The 18243-nt window shown below is 70.1% G+C and carries 16 protein-coding genes and 1 pseudogene; 8 read left to right on the top strand and 9 right to left on the bottom strand.

Annotated elements, in window-relative coordinates:
- Positions 1-2: 2 nt before the first annotated feature.
- Positions 3-2021, bottom strand: coding sequence for a hydantoinase/oxoprolinase family protein (locus tag PKE99_RS04995; protein ID WP_037043652.1), 2019 nt, complete (start codon positions 2019-2021; stop codon positions 3-5).
- Positions 2022-2034: 13 nt separating this feature from the next.
- Positions 2035-2259 carry a hypothetical protein gene (locus PKE99_RS04990; protein ID WP_051737152.1) on the bottom strand — a complete coding sequence of 75 codons (225 nt, stop codon included), beginning with the start codon at positions 2257-2259 and terminating at the stop codon, positions 2035-2037.
- 121 nt (positions 2260-2380) lie between these two features.
- Here PKE99_RS04990 and PKE99_RS38930 point away from each other — a divergent pair.
- A pseudogene (locus PKE99_RS38930) lies at positions 2381-3735 on the top strand (phosphotransferase family protein).
- On the opposite strand, the gene PKE99_RS04980 reads toward PKE99_RS38930, so the two are convergent.
- Together PKE99_RS04980 and PKE99_RS04975 are read right to left on the bottom strand one after the other, a co-directional pair.
- Positions 3672-4634: an AraC family transcriptional regulator gene (locus PKE99_RS04980; RefSeq protein WP_037043654.1), complete on the bottom strand. Its 963-nt coding sequence runs from the start codon at positions 4632-4634 to the stop codon at positions 3672-3674. The pseudogene PKE99_RS38930 and the gene PKE99_RS04980 sit on opposite strands and share 64 nt — an antisense overlap.
- Positions 4634-5410 (bottom strand): SDR family NAD(P)-dependent oxidoreductase, encoded by a 777-nt coding sequence (locus tag PKE99_RS04975; protein ID WP_037043656.1) that lies wholly within the window; start codon positions 5408-5410, stop codon positions 4634-4636. The genes PKE99_RS04980 and PKE99_RS04975 overlap by 1 nt, the downstream gene beginning before the upstream one ends.
- 83 nt (positions 5411-5493) lie before the next feature.
- Between PKE99_RS04975 and PKE99_RS04970 the strand changes: the two genes are divergently transcribed.
- A complete protein-coding gene (locus PKE99_RS04970) occupies positions 5494-6339 on the top strand; it encodes an LLM class F420-dependent oxidoreductase (protein ID WP_037043657.1) in 846 nt (281 codons plus the stop codon).
- Positions 6340-6382: 43 nt separating this feature from the next.
- Here the strand turns inward: PKE99_RS04970 and PKE99_RS04965 are convergent, their stop codons facing one another.
- Positions 6383-7750 (bottom strand): AMP-binding protein, encoded by a 1368-nt coding sequence (locus PKE99_RS04965; protein ID WP_051737155.1) that lies wholly within the window; start codon positions 7748-7750, stop codon positions 6383-6385.
- On the bottom strand, positions 7726-7959 hold the full coding sequence (locus tag PKE99_RS04960; RefSeq protein WP_051737156.1) for a hypothetical protein: 234 nt from the start codon (positions 7957-7959) through the stop codon (positions 7726-7728). The genes PKE99_RS04965 and PKE99_RS04960 overlap by 25 nt, the downstream gene beginning before the upstream one ends.
- Before the next feature lie 568 nt (positions 7960-8527).
- Here PKE99_RS04960 and PKE99_RS04955 point away from each other — a divergent pair.
- A complete protein-coding gene (locus tag PKE99_RS04955; protein ID WP_037044003.1) occupies positions 8528-9886 on the top strand; it encodes an MFS transporter in 1359 nt (452 codons plus the stop codon).
- A gap of 30 nt (positions 9887-9916) precedes the next feature.
- Here the strand turns inward: PKE99_RS04955 and PKE99_RS04950 are convergent, their stop codons facing one another.
- Positions 9917-10954 carry an LLM class F420-dependent oxidoreductase gene (locus PKE99_RS04950; RefSeq protein WP_037043659.1) on the bottom strand — a complete coding sequence of 346 codons (1038 nt, stop codon included), beginning with the start codon at positions 10952-10954 and terminating at the stop codon, positions 9917-9919.
- Between the two features lie 95 nt (positions 10955-11049).
- Between PKE99_RS04950 and PKE99_RS04945 the strand changes: the two genes are divergently transcribed.
- Together PKE99_RS04945 and PKE99_RS04940 are read left to right on the top strand one after the other, a co-directional pair.
- Positions 11050-12294 (top strand): NAD(P)/FAD-dependent oxidoreductase, encoded by a 1245-nt coding sequence (locus PKE99_RS04945; protein WP_037043662.1) that lies wholly within the window; start codon positions 11050-11052, stop codon positions 12292-12294.
- A 51-nt stretch (positions 12295-12345) separates the two neighbouring features.
- Positions 12346-13497, top strand: a complete 1152-nt coding sequence (locus PKE99_RS04940) for an acetyl-CoA C-acetyltransferase (RefSeq protein WP_037043665.1) — start codon at positions 12346-12348, stop codon at positions 13495-13497.
- 63 nt (positions 13498-13560) lie between these two features.
- Here PKE99_RS04940 and PKE99_RS04935 read toward each other — a convergent pair whose 3' ends face one another.
- Positions 13561-13968, bottom strand: coding sequence for an SCP2 sterol-binding domain-containing protein (locus PKE99_RS04935; RefSeq protein WP_037043668.1), 408 nt, complete (start codon positions 13966-13968; stop codon positions 13561-13563).
- Between the two features lie 192 nt (positions 13969-14160).
- On the opposite strand from PKE99_RS04935, the gene PKE99_RS04930 reads away from it, so the two are divergent.
- Positions 14161-15696, top strand: a complete 1536-nt coding sequence (locus PKE99_RS04930) for an acyl-CoA synthetase (protein ID WP_037043670.1) — start codon at positions 14161-14163, stop codon at positions 15694-15696.
- A gap of 6 nt (positions 15697-15702) precedes the next feature.
- Here PKE99_RS04930 and PKE99_RS04925 read toward each other — a convergent pair whose 3' ends face one another.
- Positions 15703-16353, bottom strand: coding sequence for a TetR/AcrR family transcriptional regulator (locus tag PKE99_RS04925; protein WP_037043674.1), 651 nt, complete (start codon positions 16351-16353; stop codon positions 15703-15705).
- Positions 16354-16648: 295 nt separating this feature from the next.
- Between PKE99_RS04925 and PKE99_RS04920 the strand changes: the two genes are divergently transcribed.
- Positions 16649-17383: an MlaE family ABC transporter permease gene (locus PKE99_RS04920; protein ID WP_306470729.1), complete on the top strand. Its 735-nt coding sequence runs from the start codon at positions 16649-16651 to the stop codon at positions 17381-17383.
- A gap of 13 nt (positions 17384-17396) precedes the next feature.
- A complete protein-coding gene (locus PKE99_RS04915) occupies positions 17397-18242 on the top strand; it encodes an MlaE family ABC transporter permease (protein WP_051737158.1) in 846 nt (281 codons plus the stop codon).
- Position 18243: the final 1 nt, after the last annotated feature.

Raw genomic sequence — 18243 nt, 5'->3', positions numbered from 1 at the left:
GCTCAGGCCCTCCGGATCAGCAGCTCGCCGTGGCGGCCGACGGTCACGCGCTGTCCCACGCCGACGTGCGTGGTGGACAGCTGCTCGTTCACGATCGCGGGCCCGGCGAACTCGTCGCCCGCCCGCAGGGACTCCCGGTCGTAGACGGCGGCCTCGTCGCAGTCGATGTAGCGCAGCTCCACCCGCCGCACCGGGGTGAGCGGGTCGTCCGTGGAGCGGGTCGGTAGCTCGGGATAGGTCACCTTGGGGGTGTCCACGACCGCGCGGACCCGGAACGTGACGCCCTCGACCGGGACCATGTCGAAGCGGTTGCCCGAGCGCGTCTCGTAGGTCTCGTGGAAGCCGGTGACCATGCCCTCGATCGCGGCGCCGTCGATCGTGCCGTCGGGCGCGGGGACGAACGGGGTCTCCCAGCTCTGCCCGACGAGTCGGGCGTCGAAGCTGCGGTGGAAGGTCACCGAGGCGTGGACGACGAGCCGCTCGCGCAGCCGCGCCTCGAGCGCCGTGAAGATGTCATCGATCGCGGGGGCGGCCTCGGCGGTGAGGATCGTGTAGAGGCTGCGGTCGGCGGTGAAGACCTGGTCGGTCGACAGCAGGCCCAGCGCCGAGAACAGGCCGGGGTGTGGCGGGACCACGACCTGCTTGCACTGCACGGTGTCGAGCACGGCCGGCAGCAGCATCGGTCCGGCGGCACCGTAGGCGACCAGGCTGTAGTCGCGGGGGTCCACGCCGTTCTTGATCGCGACGTTCAGCACGCCCTGAGCGATGTTGTTCACGCCCATCTCGTAGGCGTAGCGCACCCGCCGGCCGAGGTCGAAGTCCGTCTCGAGGGACTCGAAGGCCCGCTGCGACGCCTCGATGTTCAGCGCGACCCGACCGCCCGCGAAGGACTGCGGGTCGATGATGCCGATCATCAGGCAGGTGTCGGTCGTGGTCGGCTGGGTGCCGCCGCGGCCGTAGCAGGCGGGACCAGGGTCTGCGCCCGCGCTGCCGGGGCCGACCTCGATCTCCCCGGACGGACCGATGGACACGAGCGATCCGCCGCCCGCCCCGATGCTCGAGATGTCGTTGGCCAGCGCGTTGACGACGAGGTCGTGCTCGAGCTCGAAGGTCGTGTTGACGAAGGGGGCGCCGTCGGTCACCACGGAGATGTCGCACGACGTGCCACCGACGTCCGCACACAGCAGGTTCGCCTCGCCGATCAGCTCGCCGAAGTGGGCGCTGGCCACGGTGCCCGCTGCCGGTCCGGAGAACACGACCCGGAAGGGCTGCTCCATCGCCCGCTCGGCCGGGACCAGGGTGGCCGCGCAGTCGGCGAAGTTCAGGGCCCCGGTGAAGCCGAGATCGGCGAGGCCCTTCTGCAGCTTGCCCGTGTAGTCCGAGTAGATGATCTTCATGAAGGTGTCCACGACGGTGGTGGACGCCCGCGCGTACTCCTTGGCCAGCGGGGAGACCTCGCTTGAGATCGAGCACGGCACGTCGCCGAGGACCTCGCGGACGAGCTCGCGCAGCCGCTCCTCGTGGCGGCGCTCGACGTAGGCGTTGAGCAGGCAGATCGCCACCCCGGTGACCCCGCAGCGGCGCAGGACCTCCAGCTCCTCGCGGGCCTGCAACTCGTCGAGACCGAAAAGCACCCCGCCGTCCGCGGTGATCCGCTCGCGGATGCCGCGGCGCAGGTAGCGGGGGACCAGGGGCCGGGCGGCGTCGCCGAAGCTGCGCCGCCAGCGCGGGTCCATGATGGCGTGGGCGGGGCGCCAGACCCGGCCCATGTCGAGGATGTCGCGGTGGCCCTCGGTGGTCAGGAACCCGATCTTGGGCAGCCGCCGGATGATCACCGCGTTGAGCCCGTGGGTGCTGGCGTGGTTGAACACCTGCGAACCCTCGACGCCGAGCTCCGCGGCACCTGCGAGCACGGCCTGGTGGACGTCGGTGACGTTCGTGGAGACCTTGGCGGTTCGGATGACGCCGTCCTGCAGGGCAACGACGTCCGTGAAGGTTCCGCCGACATCGACTGCGATCATGTGTGTGCCTCCCTCAGACCATGTCCGACAGCAGCTGGATGGGGCCGAGCAGGTTCCAGCGCTCGCGGCTGACCGAGTTCAGGCAGTTGCCGCACTTCACGACCTGGAACCAGCCGCCCTCGGAGAGAACCGGATAGCGCGCCAGCTCCGTGGCGGCACAGCGCGGGCAGTTGCCTTCGACCGGCTCACGCTGGAGCGTCAGCGGTGGGCTCGTCCGCGTGGTCGGTTCCTCGGACATCGGCGTCCTCCTCGCGAGTCGCGCACCTCGTGCGGGTGCGCGACCACGCTAGGAGCGGCGTATCCCCTGTCACCATGCGCGCAGCGCGCCTCGGGGTGCGCGGAACGCACCTGGTAGGTCTGTGCCCGGGGAACGGAGGTCTGATGAGTCCCGACGACGTCGTGGGCTCGGTGGTGGAGGCTCGGGCGAGGGGGAGTCCCCGCTGCTCGTGCTGGAGCCGGTCCTGGAGTTGCTCGACTGGCACGGCCTGAGTCGGGGACCGGTCCGCGCCCGGCGGATCGGGGAGGGGATCAGCAACGTCACGTTCCTGCTGGAGCGCGACGACCGACGCATGGCCCTCCGGCGGCCACCTCGTCCGCCGTACCACCAACGCGCCCACGACGTGCTCCGGGAAGCCAGGCTGCTGACCGCGCTCCGTGCCGTCCCGTGGCCGCCGAGAGTTCTGGCGACGTGCGAGGACCCGGGGCCGATCGGGGCGCCGTTCTACGTGATGGAACACGTCGAGGGCGAGGTGCTCACCGACACGCTGCCGGCGTTCTGGCAGTCCACGCAGGCGGCCACCGCTCTGGCCGACGAGCTGGTCGACACTCTCGTCGCGCTGCACGAGCTGCCGTGGCTGGACACCGACCTCGCAGACTTCGGCAGGCCGGACACGATGCGGCAGCGCCGCGTCGACTCGTTCGGTCGCATCTGGGACTCCTCCCCGCACCGCGACATCCCGAGGCCGATGCCACGGCGGCCTGGCTACGCGCCCACGTCCCGAACCAGCGGGCCGTCGCCCTCACGCACGGCGACTACCGGCTCGGCAACGTGACCGTCGCCGGCCGGAAGCCGCGGGTCGCCGCCGTCCTGGACTGGGAGGTGGCGGCGCTGAGCGACCCCATGGCCGACCTGGGCTATCTGCTGTCCACGTGGCCCGAGCCCGGCGAGCGACGCCGGGGTGCTGCTCGACTTCGCCGGAGTGGTGCGACCGCCCCTGTTCCCAGGCCGACGACACCTGGTCCAGAGGTACGCCGCGCGGAGCGTGCACGCCGTGCACGACCTCACTGGTACACAGCGTTCGTGTCCTGGCGGGTGACGATCGGGCTGGAAGGCTTCCATCAGCGTCATCTCGCCTCCGGTGCGGAGCCCGCAGAGGTCGATCGTCTGGGCTGCGAGGTGCCCGAGCTCTCGCGCGCGCCCATACCGCCACCCAGGGCGACCTGGCGGTCCGCTGACCGCCGGCTCGGCAGCACCCTCGGGAACCGGCTCGAGGACCGACCCCCTCGGAAGCAGCGGTGGTCGCGCAGGCACAGGGCTCTCGTGACCGCGCGACCCGCTGGGAGACGGCCACGAGGTCGGTCGCCTGCGCGCTCCGGCGACAGCGCCCCGGGCGGGCGCGCGCGCCGCCGCGTCCAGGGTAGAGGCGCGGCTCAGCGCGAGGTGACCGGCCCGCCCGCGGTCTGCGAGGGGAGCTCCCCGAACCGCTCGCGATAGAGCCGGGCGAAGCGACCGGGCTGGTAGAAGCCCCACGCCGCCGCGACCTCCGTGACGGAGCGGCCGCCCGCGGCGAGCTCGGCGTGCACCCGGTCGAGCCGCACAGCGCGCAGGTAGGCCAGCGGCGGCAGGCCGACGAGCTCCTGGAACCCCGCCTGCAGCGCGCGTGGGCCGATGCCCGCCAGCTCGGCCAGCTCGGCGGTCGTCGTCTCCTTCTCGGGATGGGCGTCGAGATGGTCGACGACCAGTCGGACCCGCGCGCGCCGGTTCGGTTCGCGGCGGCGCAGGCGGGCGCTGAACTGGCTGGGCACGACCATGAGCAACTGCGTCATCAGCGCCGCCTCGAGCTCGTGGCAGGCCACCGGCATCTCGGCGAGACCGCCCGGTCGGGCGAGCTGGGCGTGCAGGAAGGCGGCCGTCGCGACCAGCGACCGGCCCGTGGGCGAGGACAGGTCGAAAGTCAGGTCGAACCGGATAGGTTCACCGGGCGGGGTGCCCGCCAGCTTGGCGGCGTGCGACTCGAGCAGCTCCTTGGGGAACTTCAGCGCGTACTGCACCGCGTCCGGACTCCAGCGGACCTCCAACGGGCCGTCCGGCAGGAACGCGACGCCGGCCCGACCGACGCCCGCTGTCTCCCGGCGGCCATGCTGGGAGACCTGCGACTCGCCCACGGTGGCGAGGTTGACGTGGTAGCAGGTGCGCATCGACGGTCCGGCCAGCGTGGCGTCGGCCCCGTAGGACATCCGTCCTACTGTCAGCCTGGCCGAGGGCACGAGGTCGAGCCGGAACTCCAGCGGGTGTCCGTCGACCAGGCGCAGGTCGTGTTCGCTGAACGTGCGGCTGGCCAGCTCCCGTGCCTCGTCGGCGTCCGCCGTCGCGTACGACACCCCGCGGGACATCAGCGCTCCTGCGCAGGGGCCTCGTACCCGGAGTAGAGGGCGGCGCCGCCGCCGTCCACGACGAGGATCTGACCGCTTGTGTAGGCGGACTCGTCGGACAGCAGGAACAGCGCGGTGGCGGCCTGCTCCTCGGGCGAGGCGGCGCGCCCGAGCGGAACCCTCCGCTCGCGGGCCGCGTACAGATCCGGTGCGGACTCGGCGAAGGCCTGCACCATGCCGGTCGTGGTCAGCCCGGGGCCGAGTGCGTTGACCCGGATGCCGTAGCGCGCCCAGTCGACCGCCAAGGCCTTGGTCAACCCGACGACGCCGTGCTTCGACGCGACGTACGCCGCGCTGTTCAGCGCCGCTGCGACGCCCGCTGTGGACGCCACATTGAGGATCACGCCGGCACGCTGCCGGATCATCACCGCACCAGCGGCCCGGGCCAGGTAGAAGTAGCCGTTGAGGTTGATGTCGATCACCCGTCGCCACTCGGCGGACGAGAACTCCGCCGTGGGAACGCTGCGATGCACGCCGGCGTTGTTCACCAGCAGGTCCACCCGGCCGCCCGTGTCCAGGGCCGCGGCGACCAGCCGGTCGGCGGTGTCCTCCTCCGCGGTGTCGCCGACCACCGCGACGAGGTCGGCCTCGGTGCCGAGCTTCTCCAGGCCGACGGGGTCGAGTGCGTTCACGACGACCCGGGCGCCCTCGGCCGCGAGGGCCAGAGCCACCGCTCGCCCGATGCCCGCGCTCGCACCTGTGACGATCGCGACTTTGCCCCTGAACCTATCCGTCACTGTCGTTCCCCTCGTCGTCGAGCCGGGACAGGTCCGAAATTAGAACGAGCGTGAGAAAAACGGAACAGGCTACAGTCGCCCGCATGGCGGTGGATCTGGGGCGGTACGGGATCTGGCAGTTGGCGGGCATGCTCACCCCCGGACTCGCGACTGAGATCGAGCGGCTCGGCTACGGCACGATCTGGATCGGCGGCTCACCGCCCGCCGACCTCGCGCTCGCCGAGTCCCTGCTCGACGCGACCGAGCACGTCGTCGTCGCCACCGGGATCGTCAACATGTGGCAGGCCGCGGCCAAGGAGACCGCCGAGTCCTACCATCGCATCGTGGCCCGGCACCCGGGGCGCTTCCTGCTCGGCGTCGGGATCGGTCACCCGGAGGGGCAGAAGGAGTACCGGTCCCCGTTCGACACGATCCAGACCTACCTCGACGACCTCGACGCGGCCGGTGTGCCGGTCGAGGACCGCGCCCTGGCCGCGCTGGGGCCCAAGGTCATGCGCGTCGCCGGGGAGCGGACCGCCGGCGCGGCCCCGTATCTCACGGTCCCCGAACACGCCCGGGAGGCGCGGGAGATCCTCGGTACGGGTCCCCTGCTCGCCCCGGAGCACAAGGTCGTCGTGTCCACGGATGCCGCTCATGCCCGCGAGTTGGGCAGGTCCCGGGTGCGCAGGCCCTACCTGGAGCTGGTGAACTACCGGCGCAACCTGCTGCGGACCGGTTTCACCGAGACCGACATCGACACCGAGTCGGACCAGCTGATCGACGCCCTCGTCCTGCATGGCGACGCCGACACCGTCGCCGCGGGCCTCGACGCCCACCTCGCGGCAGGCGCCGACCACGTCTGCGCCCAGGTCTTCACCGCCCCCGGCGCCCCGGACGAGGAGTACCGGGCGGCGCTGCGAGCCCTCGCCGGTGGTCTCGGCCTGGGCTGATCGCGCCGGCCCGAGAGCGAGGTCGGGCTTGCGCGGCGGAGCCTCAGCTGGTCGCCCCTCCGGCAGAGCGGTCCTTGCGCAGGGCGAACTTCTGGACCTTGCCCATCGCGTTGCGCGGCAGGTCCTCCACCACCTCGAGCTGGGTCGGGGCCTTGAACCGCGCGAGCCGTGCCCTGGTGTGGTCGACGATCTCGGTCAACGTCGGGGGGTCGCTCGGGTCCATCACGGTGACGACGGCCAGCGGGGTCTCGACCCAGCGCTCGTGTGGTACGCCGATCACGGCGACGTCGCGAACCTTCGGGTGGGTAGCGATGGCGGCCTCGACCTCGGCGCAGTAGATGTTCTCGCCACCCGAGATGATCATGTCCTTCTTGCGGTCGACGACGTAGACGTAGCCCTGCTCGTCGCGACGGCAAAGGTCACCGGAGTGGAACCAGCCGCCCGCGAACGCCGCGGCCGTTTCAGCGGGTTTGCGCCAGAAGCCCTTCATGACTGTCGGTCCGTTGTAGACGATCTCGCCCACCTGCCCGACGCCGACGTCCTCCATGTCCTCGTCGACGATCCTCGCCTCGACGTTGATGAGCGGTCTGCCCACCGAGCCGAGCCGGTCCATCGCGGTGCGGACGTCCAGCACGCAGGTGGCTGCGCTCATCTCGGTTTGCCCGAAGCTGGCGAAGACCGAGATCTCCGGGAAGGTCCGCAGCAGCTTCTGGACGACCGACGCCGGTGCGTTGGAGGCGCCCCAGCAGATGCGCCGCAGGCTCGCCGCCCGTCGGGCGGCATCCGGGACGTCGCACAGCTCGTCCGCTTGTGTCGGGACGAAGAAGCACGCGGTGACCCGCTCCCGCTCGATGATCCCCACGACGTCCTCGGCGCTGAAGTTCGTGGAGTCGAGCATGATCGTCCCCCCGCACCCCATCAGGGGGTACAGGAGGATGTCGACCCCACCGATGTGGAACAGCGGCATGCCGGACAGGACGCGTTCGGTCGGCTCGGTCATGCCGAAGGTGGCGACGAGGTTGAACGTATGGACCACGAGTCCGCGGTGGGTGATCATCGCACCCTTGGGGCGTCCGGTCGTGCCCGAGGTGTACATCAGAAAGGCGGTGTCCGACTCCTCGCTGCGGGGGTCGCCTAGATCGTCCGAGACCTCCGCGCGCAGCTCGTCGACCGTCAGCAGCGGCGCCTCGCTTCCCGCCAGTCGTGCGCCCTCGCGCGCCTCCTCGGCGAGCGTCGGGTCGACGACCACCAGGCGTGGGTCCGAGTCGGCGATCATGTAGGCGATCTCGTCCGCCGCCAGCCTGGTGTTGACCGGGACGACGATCCCGCCGGCCTTCAGCGTGGCGAAGTAGGTCTCGACCGTGCCGATCCCGTTCTGCAGGAGGGTCAGGACGCGCTCGCCCGGGACCACGCCCCGCGGGCGAGGACCCCGGCGAGCCTGTCCACCCGCTCGTCGAGCTCGGCGTAGCCGACGTGCTCCTCGCGGTGTCGGATCGCGAGGTTGTCCGGCGCCTTACGCGCGGCGCGGGTGAGGAGGGCGTCCAGGGTCAGGGCGCGGCTGGTCTCGGGGACGGAGTCGCGGTCGATCGCGGCGACGGGGGGCGGGGCGAGCTGATCCATTCAGAGCCTCATCGGTCGGAGTGATCGGGCGGGTTTCCGGCATGGTCGCGATCCCGCCCGATCGGTCCCGGTCCCTGCCCCTGGACGACAGGGCGGGTGACGAGTCATCGGCGACTAAGACCGACCGACCGACCGGTCGAACAATATAGCGCATGGTCGGTGGCCCTACGTCTGGCTCCGCACAGGTGGTCTCCCTCGATCGCCAGGTCCTTCTTCACGGGGCGGGCCGGCGCGCGAGGCCGTCGATCAGCCGCTGGAGGCGTGTTCAAGCGTGCGCGAAAGGGCCTCGAGCATCAATCGGAGGTCACGACGTCCAGCAGTGCCGGAGTCGACATTAGAAGCCGACCATCTGGTCGTCAACGACTTGACGCTCGGTTGGGGCCACCCTTACGGTCGAGAGGGCCTGTCGGGGGATTCGCGCAAGAACCGACGCCTACCCGCCGGATCCCGGTTCCAGCGAGTGGACTCGTGCGGCCCCGTCCGAGAAGCCCAGCCGAGACATGCCCTCGCCCCGCTCGGCGGCCGACCCCACGTACCTCACATGGCCCGACGACACACTGGAGTGTTCATGTCCGAGATACAAGGCACGGAGAAGAACAGGGCAGCGGACGGCTTGATCACCGCGCGCCTGGAACGCCTTCCCGTGCTCGCCCGAAAGCAACGTGTGTGGGTGGCGATGTTGGGCGCCTTCTACGTGTTCGACATGATCGACCTCTCGCTCGGCTCGTACTCCTCGCCGGCGTGGCGCGTGGAGTGGGGCACCACCGTCGGACAGTTCGGGATCATCACCTCGGCGACGTTCGCGGGGATGATGATCGGCGGCCTTTTCGGGGGCAGGCTCGCCGACCGGTTCGGACGCAGGCCTTTGATCCTCGGCGGCGTCCTCCTGATGTCGGCAGGGTCCCTGGCGACGGCATTCGCCCAGAACTACGAGACGGTCGCCCTGCTGCGCGTCGTCACCGGCATCGGGATCCAGGCCATGGCGGGCACCGTCCTCGTGTACGCGAGCGAGATGCTGCCCACCCGACAGCGAGGCCGATGCACCGCACTCGTGGTGGCCCTCGGCTTCCTGGCGGTCCCGCTCTCCGCGGTGCTCTCGACGTTGATCGTGCCGCTCTCCACGGGCGCATGGCGGTGGATGTTCGTGATCGGCGCCCTCGGCGCGGTGGTCGCGTTGCTGTTCGGCCGCCGACTCCCCGAGTCCGTCCGCTGGCTGCTCGCCCGCGGCCGCGAGGACGAGGCCGTGCGCATCGTGGCCGACCTCGAGGCGGACGTGCAGCGACGCTTCGACGGCCCGCTGCCCGAGCCGGTTCCGGCACCGGCGGTGCGACCGCTCCCGCTCCGCGACCTCCTCTCGGGCCGGCTGGTGGGCAGGCTGCTGATCGGGATGTTGGCCGCGATGGGCGTGATCATGATTCAGTACGGGTTCTCGTCATGGATTCCCGTACTGCTCGTCGAGCGCGGCTACAGCCAGGTCGAGTCGCTGCAGTACTCCACCGCGATGGCGGTCGCCGGGGCCATCGGAGCGTTCTCGACTTACCTCTACATCGACCGGTGGCAGCGGAAGAACGTGATCGCGACCATCGCGATGATCGTCGCGGCGTGCGTCCTCGTCTTCGGCTTCACCGGGTCGATGCCCCTGTTCCTGGGGATCGGTCTGCTGGCCATGGCGGCGGTGAATGCCGTGATGTCGACGGTCTATGCCTACCTTCCGGAGCTGTTCCCGACGGGGGTGCGGGGTGCGGGGGTCGGGGCGGCCCAGGCCGCCGGGCGGCTCGCGGGCATCGGCGGGTCGCTTCTGGTGCCGGCCATCTACGCGGGGTTCGGCTTCTCGGCGATCTACGTCTACGTCGCCGTGGTGTGCGCCATCCTGGCTGTCGTCGTCGGCGTCTTCGGGAGTCGGACGACGAAGGTCGGTCTCGAGTGACCCCGAGGCCGTCGCCCGCCCTGGCCGTGCTCACGTCAGACCGCGGAGCACCTCGACGTCGGCGAGCCTCGCGCGGTGGCCTCTCGCCATCGGCTTGACCCGCACGGTCGTGACCCCGGCGGCGGCCAGCGCCGCGATCCGCTCGGCCAGGTGGCCGGCCGAGCCGATCAGCGACACCGCGTCGACCAGGTCGTCCGGGACGGCCGCGGTGGCCGCGTCGCGCCTGCCGTTCAGGAACAGGTCCTGGATCTCCCTGGCGGCGTCCTCGTAGCCGAAGCGGGCCGCCAGGTCGTTGTAGAAGTTGCGGCCCCGCGAGCCCATGCCGCCGATGTAGCGGGCCAGCACGGGACGGTGGAGGTCTCGGACCGGGCCGGGATCGTCGGTGACGGCGAGCGGCGCCCAGACGGCGATCTGCAGGGGCCCGAGCCGAGGGTCCCGCTTCGACCGCCCCTCCGCGAGTGCGGCACCCCACGCGCGCTCGGCCCGCTCGGGGTGGAAGAAGATGGGCTCCCAGCCCTCGGCGACCTCGGCGGCGAGCGCTACGTTGCGCGGTCCGATCGCCGCGATCGTGATCGGGATCCGGGGTCGAACGGGGTGGTCGATCAGCTTAAGCGGCTTCCCCAGTCCCGTGCCCCGGTCCGCGGGCAGCGGGATCCGGAAGTGCGTCCCCTCGTGGACCAGCGGCTCGCGTCGCCAGACCTGCCTGCAGATCTCCACGAGCTCGCGCGTCCGGCCCAGTGGCGCGTCGTACGGGACGCCGTGGAAGCCCTCGACCACCTGTGGGCCCGAGGCTCCGACACCGAGGGCGAAGCGGCCGCCGGACACCATGTCCAGTCCAGCGGCGGTGGCGGCGGTGAGTGCGGGCGTGCGGGCGTAGAGCTGGAGGATGCCGGAGCTGAGCTCCGCCGAGGTGGTCCGGGCCGCGAGGTAGCCGAGCTGGCTGACGGCGTCGAACGAGTACGCCTCCGGCACGCTGACGCTGTCGACACCGGCCTTCTCGAACTCCACGAGGCGGTCCACCGCCGCTGCGAAGTCGCCGCTGTGCTCGAACTGGATCCCGATGCGCACCCCGTGGCTCCTCGTCGTTGCGGCCCGTCACGTTGACGGACGACCGGGTGAAGTTTACTCTCGATTCAAAAGCCGGAACGTCGGAGGTGCCGAGGATGACGACCCCCAGCAGTGCCCGTCTCGTGGTCGTCGGGGCGTCTCTGGCCGGACTCCGCGCCGTCGAGGCGGCGCGAGACGCCGGGCACGAGGGGCCTGTCACCCTGGTGGGGGCCGAGCCGCACCTGCCGTACGACCGGCCTCCGCTGTCCAAGGCCTACCTCGACGGCGAGGAGGTGCCCCAGGTGCGGTTCCGGGAGGAGGAGCACCTGCGCGAACTGGGGGTCGACCTGGTCCTCGGCACGCCGGCGTCGGCCCTGGACGCCGACGGCCGGGAGGTGGTGGTCGGGGATCGACGGATCGGCTACGACGCGCTGGTCCTGGCGACCGGGGCCCGCGCTCGGCTGTTGCCGGGCACGGACCATCTCGCCGGTGTGTACGCCCTGCGTACCCTCGACGACGCTATCGCCGTCCGTTCGGCGTTGGAGGCCGGGTCGCGCACGGTCGTGATCGGCGCGGGCTTCATCGGCTCCGAGGTGGCCTCCGGTGCTCGCAAGCGCGGGCTGCCGGTCACCATCGTCGAGGCGCTGCCGACCCCCCTCGTGCGCGCGATCGGCGAGGAGATGGGCACCGCGCTGTCCGCGCTGCACGCCGCGCACGGCACGGACCTGCGGTGCGGTGTCGGCGTCGACGCCCTGGAGGGCACCGACCACGTCACGGGGGTGCGTCTGGCCGACGGCACGGTGCTCCCCGCCGACCTCGTCGTGGCCGGCATTGGCGCGATCCCCGAGACGGAGTGGCTCGAGGGCTCCGGGGTCAAGCTGGACAACGGCATCGTCGCGGACGAGACGCTGCGGACCGATCTGACCGGGGTCTACGCCGCGGGCGACGTGGTGCGCTGGCGCAATCCGCTGTTCGCCGAGTCGCCGACGGGTGGTCTCATGCGAATCGAGCACTGGACCAGCGCCGCCGAGCAGGGCGCCCAGGCAGCGCGCAACGCGCTGGACCCGGAGAACGCGAAGCCGTACGAGACGGTTCCGTACTTCTGGTCGGATTGGTACGACAGCCGTATTCAGTTCGTCGGTGTGCCCAGCGCGGACGAGATCCGCGTGGTGTCCGGGTCGGTGGACGAGCAGCGGTTCGTGGCGCTCTACCGGACCGGGGACCGGTTGACCGGCTGCCTCACGCTGGACCGGCGGGCGGAAGTCATGAAGTACCGGGTCCAGATCGGACGCCGGACGAGCTGGTCCGACGCTCTCGCGTTCGCCGAGAAGCGGAACGCGGCCGCGGCCGCGAAGGGTTGACCGCGCCGGGCTCCCGTGCGCGGTCCGACACAGATCGAGGAAGAGGAACTCATGGGCGAGGCCTACATCGTCGACGCCGTCCGGGCCCCGGTGGGGCGACGCAAGGGCGGACTCGCCGGGGTGCACCCGGCGGACCTGGGGGCGCACCCCATCAAGGCCCTCGTGGAGCGCACGGGTGTGGACCCGGCAGCCATCGAGGACGTGATCTACGGCTGCATCGACGCGATCGGCGCCCAGGCCGGTGACATCGCGCGGACCGCGGCGCTTGTCGCGGGCCTGCCGGAGTCCGTCCCAGGCACCACGGTCGACCGCCAGTGCGGCTCCAGTCAGCAGGCCGTGTCGTTCGCGGCGCAGGCGGTCATGTCCGGTACCCAGGACCTGGTGATCGCCGGTGGCGTGCAGAACATGAGCCAGTACCCGATCCTGTCGTCGTTCGGGGCGGGCGAGCCCTACGGCGCCGTCGACCCGTGGAACACCAGCCCGGGATGGGCTGCTCGCTACGGGGACCAGGAGATCTCCCAGTTCCGCAGCGCGGAGATGATCGCGGAGAAGTGGGAGATCTCGCGGGAGGACATGGAGGTCTTCGCCCTCGAGTCCCACCACCGGGCCCTGCGCGCGATCGACGAGGGTCGCTTCGAGCGCGAGATTGTCCCCCTCGGCGAGGTCACCACGGACGAGGGCCCGCGCCGCGACACCTCGCTGGAGAAGCTGGCCGCGCTCAAGACCCTGCGCGAGGGCGGTCGGCTGACGGCGGGAGTGTCCAGCCAGATCTCCGACGGCGCCGCGGCCCTGCTGATCGCCTCGGAGTCCGCGGTGAAGACCCACGGTCTCACCCCGCGAGCCCGCGTGCACCATGTATCGGTGCGCGGTGCGGACCCGGTGTCGATGCTCACCGCGCCCATCCCGGCGACGGAGCACGCGCTGAAGAAGACGGGCCTGTCCATCGGTGACATCGACACCGTGGAGATCAACGAGGCGTTCGCCTCAGTGGTGCAGGCCTGGCTCAAGGAGACCGGCGCGGACCCTGCGATCGTGAACCCCAACGGCGGCGCGATCGCCCTGGGTCACCCGCTCGGTGCCACGGGCGCCCGGCTGATGACAACCATGCTGCACGAGCTGGAGCGCACCGGCGGTCGCTACGGCCTGCAGACGATGTGCGAGGGCGGCGGCCAGGCCAACGTCACCATCATCGAGCGGCTCTGATCCCGCGACGAAAGTGAGGAGGGGGCGGCCCGGCGGGCCGCCCCCTCCTCACGTCGCGCCGGATCAGACGAGCAGATCGTCTCGCCCGTCGGCCTTCAGGGTCTCGACGTACTGGGGGTAGAGCTTCTTGCCCAGCGGCGAGAGTGCCAGCAGCTTGGCGACGTTGCCCTCCACCCTGACCTTGTTGCGCGCCATGGCGAACGGGAGGTTGACCTTGCCCTGCCAGTACGCGTTGGCGGTCTCGGTCGACATGATCAGTGACGCGTCTGGCTCCGGGCCGCCCTCGCTGCCCTTGTAGACCTTGCGGTTCACCATGTCGATGACGACCACGGAGTCCGGGTCGGTGCACCGCGTGGCGAAGACCATTCCGGTGGCCTCCATCTTCGGGGCCAGCTCGGGGTCCGCGAAGGCCTTCTCGAAGATGCCGCCGACGTACTTGTACAGCTCGTCCTCGTTGGCGAAGCCGGGCATGCTGCCCTCCCTTTCCTGGTGCGGTGGTGGGTCCCAGGCTCGCAGTTTTCTATCCTGCAGTCAATAATTTGGTCGCTCTCCGTGATCGTGTCGGCACGAGAACCTCCAACGACTTGTCGCAGGCGACTCTGACCGGTAATCTTATCTGGATTAAATTCAGACTTGCAGCACACCGACGTGGAGGCACGATCCATGTATCCCGGCACCTACGCCGCTGAGGCCCCGCAGACCGTCGCCGCCCTGCTCGCGGACACCGGCGAGGTGCTCACCTACGGCGAGCTGGAGGAACGTTCGGCCCGCCTCGCCCATGTGTTGTACGACGCCGGCCTGCGCAAGGGTGACACCGTCGCCCTGCTGACCGAGAACAATCTGCGTGCCTTCGAGGTCTACTGGGCGGCATTGCGGTCCGGTCTCTACATCACCGCGGTGAACCACAACCTGGCGCCGGCCGAGGTGGCGTACATCGTCAACGACTCCGGGGCCACGGCCCTGATCGCGTCGCACGGCAAGGCGGAGCTCGCCGCAGGTGTCGTCGAGGACGGCGTGGGGGCGAAGTCCCGCTTCGCGTTCGACGGCCCGGTGGAGGGGTTCGAGTCCTACGAGGACGCGCTGGCCGCGGTCTCGGCCGAGCCGTTCGCAGAGCAGCCCCACGGGGCGCCGATGCTCTACTCGTCCGGTACCACCGGCAGGCCGAAGGGCGTTCGGCTGCCGCTGCCGCCGGTGCAGGTCGACCAGATCGGAGACCCGGTCGTCGGGCTCGCGGGCCAGCACTTCGGCTTCGGCAGGGGGACTGTCTACCTCTCGCCCGCGCCCCTTTATCACGCGGCCCCCCTGCGCTGGTGCGGCGCCGTGCACGCGTACGGCGGCACGGTGATCATGTTGCGCAAGTTCGACGCCGAGGGTGCGCTCAAGGCCATCGCCGAGCACGGCGTGACCCATGCTCAGTTCGTGCCGACGATGTTCGTCCGGATGCTGCAGCTGCCGGACGAGGTGCGCAGCGCCTACGACGTGTCCACGCTGCGGCTCGCGATCCACGCCGCGGCGCCGTGTCCCGTCGAGGTCAAGCAGAAGATGCTGGACTGGTGGGGGCCGATCCTGGTCGAGTACTACGCGGGCACCGAAGGCAACGGCATGACGATGATCGACGCGAAGACGTGGCTGACCAAGCCGGGCTCGGTCGGGCGGTTCGTGCTGGGCACCCCGCACGTGTGCGCGGACGACGGCATCGAGCTGCCGTCAGGAAAGGTCGGCACCGTGTTCGTCGAGCGCGAGCAGGTGCCGTTCACCTACCACAACGACCCGGAGAAGACCCGGGAGTCGCAGCATCCGCAGCACGAGACGTGGACGACTCTCGGGGACATCGGCTACCTCGACGAGGACGGCTTCCTCTTCCTGACCGACCGCAAGTCCTTCACGATCATCTCCGGTGGGGTCAACATCTACCCGCAGGAGATCGAGAACGTGCTCGCCCTGCACCCCGCGATTCACGACGTCGCGGTGATCGGAGTTCCGGACCCGGAGATGGGCGAGTCCGTCAAGGCCTTCGTGCAGCCGGCCGTCGGGGTCTCGCCGGACGAAGCCCTGGGTGAGGAGATCATCGCGTTCGTGAAGTCGAAGATCGCCGGCTTCAAGGCCCCGCGTAGCGTGCAGTTCGTCGACGACCTGCCCCGCACCGAGACCGGCAAGCTGGTCAAGGGCGAGTTGAAGAAGAAGTACGCGACGAGCTGAGGCTCGCTACAGGGTCGGGCCGCCCCGGTGGCCCGACCCGGCGGCGGCCGGGCTGGCCGACCTGCTCGGTGCGCCCGCGTACAGGGTCAGCCAGACGATCCGCGCCATCGTGGCACAACGACCCGGGTCGTCCTCTGCGGAGTTTCTGACCAGGAGGTACATCCCCCGGTCGAGCATCGCCAGCAGCCAGTCGATGGTCGGCCCGGGGTCGACTGCCGGGTCCACGGTGCCCTTGCGTCGACCGTCCGCCACGTGGACCGCGAGCAGCTCCCTCCCGATCCGGTACAGCCGCTCGAACTCGAGCTTCACCCTCGGGTCGGAGACCGCCTCCTCGGTGAGGGCCCCCATGAGCCGGGAGTGCCTCCGGTAGCAGTCGAGCATGGGCGCCAGCAGGGCCCGAAGGTCGTCCTCGGTGCCGTCTCCCGGGAAGGTGGTCCAGGGGAGCGCGCAGCCGGCCATCTCGTCCACGATGTCCCGGCCCAGCAGGGCTAGCAGATGGCCTTTGTCCTCGAAGTGGGCGTAGAAGGTCGAGCGGGCCATGCCGGCCTTTGCCATGATCTGCTCCACGCTCAGGTCGCGGTAGCGCAGTCCCGCGCAGAGCAGCTCGTGCACTGTGGGCGCGAGGCGCACAGCCATCTCCGTCCGGCGCTCGGCCATGGGCCTCGCCTGTGGTCCCGGCACCCATCCCCCTCGACTGCGTCCGATTTCGATGCTGGATTCAACGCGCGAACGGTGCAGGAGTCACGCATGAGCCCGTTTCGGCAGGTCGACGCGGGGCTCTGCTGCCCTGAACGAGTGAAAGGGCGGCGCTCGTCGAACTCCCGGACACTCTGTCCGTCACCTCGTTCTCGAACCGTCGTTAAAGGTTGCGAGCGCGGACCAGTGGGGGTCCGCCGGACAGGAGAGTGCTCCGACGATGGCGACCGGAACCACCTCGGTGCTCGCACGACCGTTGAAGCCGCTCGGCGGGCTCTTCGCGATGTCGCTGGACACGCTGCAGGCGATGTTCAAGCGTCCCTTCCAGTGGCGCGAGGCGATCCTGCAGATGTGGTTCATCATCCGCGTCTCGATCGTGCCCACCCTGCTGGTCATGCTCGGCTTCACGCTGCTTGTGATCTTCGAGGTCAACCTGCTGCTGAAGGACCTCGGAGCGCTCGACCTGTCCGGCGGGATCGCGGGCATCGCCTCCATTCAACAGATCGGGCCCTTCGTCACGGTGGTCGTGGTGGCGGGCGCGGGCGGCACGGCGATCTGCGCCGACCTCGGCGCCCGGACCATCCGCGAGGAGATCGACGCGATGATGGTGCTGGGCATCGACCCCATCCAGCGCCTCGTCGTGCCGCGAGTGATCGCCATGGTCGTCGTGGCCCAGGTGCTGAACTTCATCATCGGAGCAGGCGGCCTGATCGGCGGCTACTTCTTCAGCGTCTACCTGCAGGGCGCCACCCCAGGCGCCTACGTCGACAGCATCCCGTTGTTCACAGGCCCCGCGGAGCTGATCTTCAGCATGGTCAAGGCGCTGGTCTTCGGCATCATCGCCGCCCTCATCGCGTGCTACCGGGGACTCACGGTCTCGGGCGGCTCGAAGGGGGTCGGGGACGCCGTAAACCAGGCGGTCGTCATCACCATCACCGTCCTCGTGCCGGTGAGTCTGACCATCACCATCGTTCAGTTCGCGGTCCTGTAGGAGGCGCACCGCCATGGCAGACAGAAGTGCGTCCGCGACGCTGCTGCGCGTCGTCACCAGTCCGCTCAAGACGCTGGATGCCCTGGGCGAACAGGGCCTGTTCTACGGCCGCGTGGTCGGCTCGGTGCCGGCCACGCTGCGCCGCTACAAGAAGGAGCTCCTTCGGCTCATCGCCGAGATGGGCATGGGCGCGGGCGCGCTCGCCCTGGTCGGTGGGTCCGCTGTCATCGTCGGGTCGATCACCTTCTTCGCAGGCGCGGTGGCCGCGGCGCAGGGCTTCGAGTCGTCGTCCAACATCGGGGTCGGCTCGCTAGCCCCGCTCCTCGCCGCCTACTTCACCGCGCGGCTGTCCACTCCGCTGCTCGCGGGCGTCGCGCTGGCCGTGACGATCGGCGCGGCGACCACCTCGCAGATCGGCTCCATGCGGATCTCCGAGGAGATCGACGCGCTGGAGGTCATGTCCGTCCCCTCCATGCGGTACCTCGTGACGACCCGGGTGCTCGCCGGGCTGATCGTGATCACCCCGCTCTACATCTTCGCATCGCTCGCGGGCTTCCTGGCCGACTACCTGATCCTGGTGTTCTTCTACGACACCGGGGCGGGCAACTTCAGTCACTACTTCTTCCTGTACCTGAGCCCCCTCGACATCGTCTTCGCCTACATCCAGGTCATCGCCATGGTCATCGTGGTCATGTCCATCCACACCTACTACGGGTACACCGCAGGCGGCGGGCCCGCGGGTGTCGGCGAGGCCGTCGGGCGCTCGGTCCGTTCCTCCCTGTCCGGAGTCATGATCGTGAACCTGCTCGTCGCGATGGCGCTCTACGCGAACTTCAACACCTTCCACCTGGCGGGCTGAG

Origin of the sequence: Pseudonocardia halophobica, from assembly GCF_027922425.1 — a bacterium.
Classification (GTDB): domain Bacteria; phylum Actinomycetota; class Actinomycetes; order Mycobacteriales; family Pseudonocardiaceae; genus Pseudonocardia; species Pseudonocardia halophobica.
The sequence above is the reverse complement of the archived record's forward strand: the minus strand, read 5'-3'. Positions and strand labels throughout refer to the sequence as shown.